This window comes from Thioalkalivibrio sp. (assembly GCF_007692535.1).
Taxonomy (GTDB): domain Bacteria; phylum Pseudomonadota; class Gammaproteobacteria; order Ectothiorhodospirales; family Ectothiorhodospiraceae; genus Thioalkalivibrio.
Genome location: NZ_REBW01000165.1, coordinates 1 through 2,839, shown reverse-complemented (window position 1 = coordinate 2,839; position 2,839 = coordinate 1). Strand labels below are relative to the sequence as shown.

Below are 2,839 nucleotides of genomic sequence, written 5' to 3'. Positions count from 1 at the left end.
CGTCCGCATTGCACCAGGCAACGGACTACCCCAATTCCGTTTCTCCCGTCCGCTCAGGTTAAGGGTTGTCGGATGCCTGCCCGCGACCGCGAGCGCATGAGGCCTCCCCCAAGCTCAGGGGGCAGGCGTCGGACAAGCCTCCAGGGAGGAAACCGCGGGCCGCGTCCCGGTGGCCGGGGTGGCCGGCAACGCTATGGGGATTAGAGAGATCCCGGTGCTGGGGATGCGCGCAACGAAGCCCATCGGGAACGCGCTGGGGTGGCCACAGGAGCCTCGGGTCGGCGCAGCGGGTAGTGTTTGTCGTCGCTGATACAGGGCCCCGGAGCGGTCGATGGGTCGTTGGGCCCAAGCGGTCTCGAGCGGTGGCCCGGGGCGAAGCCATCGCGGGCGGGGAGTCGCTTGGTTGTGCGGATTCATGCGGCCACCTGTGCGGGAGGCGGTGCCCGGATGTGCGGTCCCCGGACCAGCGTGTCCAGGACCAGCATCGGCGCCCCGCAGTCCGGACAGACGTAGGTCGGTGCGTTCGGCTCGGGGGGCGCCGGAGCCGTTGGGTCGGCGCTGCCGGTCCCGACTGGCGCGTCTGCGGCCGATCCCTGCAGCAGTTCGCGCGCGCGGGCCAGGTGCTCCCGGCGTCCGGCATTGGCGAGCAGGCCGTAGTGGCGGATGCGGTGGAAGCCCGAGGGCAGCACGTGCAGCAGGAAGCGGCGCATGAACTCCCCGGCGGCGAGGGTCATGGTCTTGTGCTTGGTCCTGCCCTTGGCGCGATAGTCCTTCCAGCGGAAGGTGACCTGGCCTTGATCCAGGGCGACGAGCCGGCTGTTGGCGATCGCGACCCGGTGGGTATAGCGGGACAGATACGCCAGCACGGCGGCGGGTCCGGCGAAGGGGCGCTTGGCATAGACCACCCATTCGGTCGCACGCAACGCGCGCAGCCATGTGGCGAAGGTGGTGGTCTCGGCCAGGTGTGCGTCGTTCCCGAAGAACTGCAACTGGCCGGCTGCGTGCGCACCGGCCAGCGCCTCGAGGAAGCGGTGGCGGAAGCGCCGCGAGAGGACGCGGACCGGCAGGAAGAAGCCCGGCCGGCAGGCGATCCAGCGTTGGCCATCGGCCGACAGGCCACCCCCGGGGACGATCCCATGCACATGCGGATGGTGGGTGAGGGCCGAACCCCAGGTATGCAGGACCAGGGTCACGCCGATGCGTGCGCCCAGGTGACGGGGATCGGCGGCGATCGTCTGCAGGGTCTCGGCCGCCACCTGGAACAGCAGGCGGTAGACCACCGCCTTGTTGGTGTAGGCGATCGCCTGGATCGGCGCCGGCAGGGTGAACACCACGTGGTAGTACTCGACCGGCAACAGGTCGTCCTGGCGGTCCTGGAGCCAGCGCCGAGCCGCACTCCCCTGGCACTTGGGGCAATGCCGGTTGCGGCAGGAGTTGTAGGCGATCTCGGCGTGGGCGCAGGCCGGACACTGCAGCACATGGCCGCCCAGCGCCGCGCTGCGGCAGCGCTCGATCGCCGCCATGACCTTGTGCTGGCCGAGGCTCAGATGCCCGCGCTGCGCCTGCCGCCAGACCGGCCCGTGGGTCCGGAAGATCTCCGCGACCTCGAGGGTGGGACGCGCCACGGCGCGGACCTACCCGGCGCGCGTCGCCTCCAACGGACTGATCACCGCATGCAGGATCTCGGTGGCCACCTGGGTATACAGGGCAGTGGTGTCCAACCGCTTGTGCCCCAGCAGCACCTGGATCACCCGAATGTCGACCTTCTGCTCGAGCAGGTGGGTGGCAAAGCAGTGCCTCAGTGTGTGCATCGAGACCCGCTTGTCCAACTCGGCGTTGGCCGCGGCGGCATGCACGGCACGGTTGAGTTGCCGGGTGCTCATCGGATCAATGACGTTCTGCCCCGGGAACAGCCAGCCGCGGTCGAGCATCTTGCCCTGGGCATGGGCCACGCGCCACCAGGTGCGCAGCCGCTCGAGCAGCACCGGCGAGAGCATGGCATAGCGATCCCTGCGCCCCTTGCCCTGCTCGACGCGCAAGGCCATGCGCTGGCTGTCGATGTCGCCGACCTTGAGGCTCACCACCTCGCTCGCGCGCAGCCCGGCACCGTAGGCCACCGACAAGGCCGTCTGGTGCTTCAGGTTACTGGCCCCGGCGATCAGGCGGGCCACCTCCTGCGGACTCAACACCACCGGCAGGGTGCGCGGCACCCGCACCGGGCGCAGCTTCTGCGCCAGCGCGGCGCGGTCGAGGGTCACCTCGAGGAAGAACTTGAGGCCGGTGAGGGTGGCGTTCAACACGATCGGTGACGATCCTGCATCGACCAGCGACAACTGGAACTGCCGCAGCTCCTCGGCGGTGACGCGGCTCGGTGGGCGCCCGAGGAAACCGGCGAGGCGCTGCACGGCCCGGAGATAGGCACTCTGGGTCTTGGGTGCGAGCTTGCGCATCCGCATGTCATCGAGCATGCGTTGGCGCAGCGGGCTGATGATGGGTGTGGCGTGTGTCATCGGATCGCTCCTGTCGTAGAACGAGGCGGGTTGCCTCATTCCCGAACATAGGAGATGGATCCGATCCTTCCTCACCCCAGGCCCCGATCAGAGCCCCCCACTACCGCGCGAGCGGTTTAGTCCTCGGGCCGACTGCTGACGATCGCGCGGCAGTCCCTGAAGAAGCGTCGCGATATAGGGACTGATCGGGATCATCCGTTCGCCCGCAACCTTGTCCCTGATCGTGATCGCGCCCCATTGGTAGGGTCGGGATGCTCTCGTCAGGCGGGTTCCTAGGAACCGCTCAGGAACCCGCGGACGATAATTTCGGCCAATTATCCCGCGTTGAG

General features: G+C 68.6%; 2 protein-coding genes. Both read right to left on the bottom strand.

The window, feature by feature from the left end; translation table 11 throughout:
* Positions 1-413: 413 nt before the first annotated feature.
* Positions 414-1,625, bottom strand: coding sequence for an IS91 family transposase (locus tag EA346_RS09395; protein ID WP_296757902.1), 1,212 nt, complete (start codon positions 1,623-1,625; stop codon positions 414-416).
* Positions 1,626-1,634: 9 nt separating this feature from the next.
* On the bottom strand, positions 1,635-2,510 hold the full coding sequence (locus tag EA346_RS09390; protein ID WP_296757900.1) for a site-specific integrase: 876 nt from the start codon (positions 2,508-2,510) through the stop codon (positions 1,635-1,637).
* Positions 2,511-2,839: the final 329 nt, after the last annotated feature.

Coding starts and splice junctions, on each gene's coding strand:
- EA346_RS09390 (WP_296757900.1), bottom strand. CDS start 2,510: ATGACACACGCCACACCCATCATCAGCCCGCTGCGCCAACGCATGCTC.